Below are 1367 nucleotides of genomic sequence, written 5' to 3'. Positions count from 1 at the left end.
CTCTTGGTCAGATCGGCGGGGGCGGACGGCGCCCCGGGCGGCTGAGCCGGGGGAGTGGGGGGCGCCGCGGGGGCCGCCGGGGCCGGGGGAGCGGCGGGCGGCATCGCGGGTGCGGTGGGGAGCGGGGCGTGCGGGGCGGCCTGGGCGTGCTGCTGTGGCGGGGCCGGGGGTTCGGCGTAGCCCGGCAGTACGGTCCCCGGCGGGAAGCCCGGCTGCTGTCCCGGAGCGCCCGGCGCATAGCCGTACGGTCCGCCCTGCGCCACCGCCCCCGGCATCTGCTGCTGCAGGGCGGTGCGCCCGTCGATGGTCGAGCGGTAGTCCACCGCGCCCTGCGTCATCCGCATGTACGCCTCTTCCAGCGACGCCTGGTGTGGGGAGAGCTCCCACAGCCGTACGTCCGCCCGGTGCGCGAGGTCGCTGATGTGCGGCAGCGGCAGCCCGGTCACCCGCAGTGCGCCGTCCTGCTCCGGCAGCACCTGACCGCCCGCCTCGCTCAGCGCGGCGGTCAGCTTCTCGCGCTGCCCCGGGTCGCCCTCGGGGGTGCGGACACGGGCGAAGTCCGCGGAGTTGTAGGAGATGAAGTCCTTGACGCTCATATCGGCGAGCAGCTGCCCGCGCCCGATCACGATCAGGCGGTCGGCGGTGAGCGCCATCTCGCTCATCAGATGGCTCGAGACGAAGACGGTGCGGCCTTCGGAGGCCAGCTGCTTCATGAAGTTGCGGACCCAGAGGATGCCCTCGGGGTCCAGGCCGTTGACCGGCTCGTCGAAGAGCAGCACCTGGGGGTCGCCGAGGAGGGCGGCCGCGATGCCCAGGCGCTGGCCCATGCCGAGGGAGAAGCCCTTGGAGCGCTTGCGCGCCACGTTCTGCAGCCCCACCACGCCCAGCACCTCGTCCACCCGGCGGGCCGGGATGCCGGACAGCTGGGCCAGGCTGAGCAGGTGCTGGCGGGCGCTGCGGCCGCCGTGCACCGCCTTGGCGTCGAGTAGCGCGCCCACCTGGCGGGGGGCGTTGGGGAGCTTGCGGAACGGGTAGCCGCTGACCGTGACATGGCCTGCGGTGGGCTCGTCGAGGCCCAGGATCATCCGCATGGTGGTGGACTTGCCCGACCCGTTGGGCCCGAGGAAGCCGGTGACGGCGCCGGGCCTCACCTGGAAGGACAGGTTGTACACGGCCGTCTTGGCGCCGTAGCGCTTGGTCAGGCCGACTGCCTCGATCATTCTCCGCCCCTCATGAGCCTGGGTCGGGCGTGCTCGCCCCGGTGAGGCTTAGGAGCCTAACGGGGCGCTTACGGTTCCCGTTACTCGGAAGATGAGAGCGCATCGTAACTCTTGGGGCCTCCGGGGCCTCCGGGGCCTCCGGGGCCT

General features: G+C 73.1%; 1 protein-coding gene. It reads right to left on the bottom strand.

Features of this window, described 5'->3' with window-relative positions:
- The coding region (locus VT50_RS37200; protein ID WP_079343980.1) for an ABC transporter ATP-binding protein at window positions 1-1220 on the bottom strand (1220 nt) is incomplete at its 3' end.
- Between the last annotated feature and the right edge of the window lie 147 nt (window positions 1221-1367).

The organism is Streptomyces antioxidans (assembly GCF_000968685.2).
GTDB lineage: Bacteria > Actinomycetota > Actinomycetes > Streptomycetales > Streptomycetaceae > Streptomyces > Streptomyces antioxidans.
This window is presented reverse-complemented; position numbering and strand designations above follow the sequence as displayed.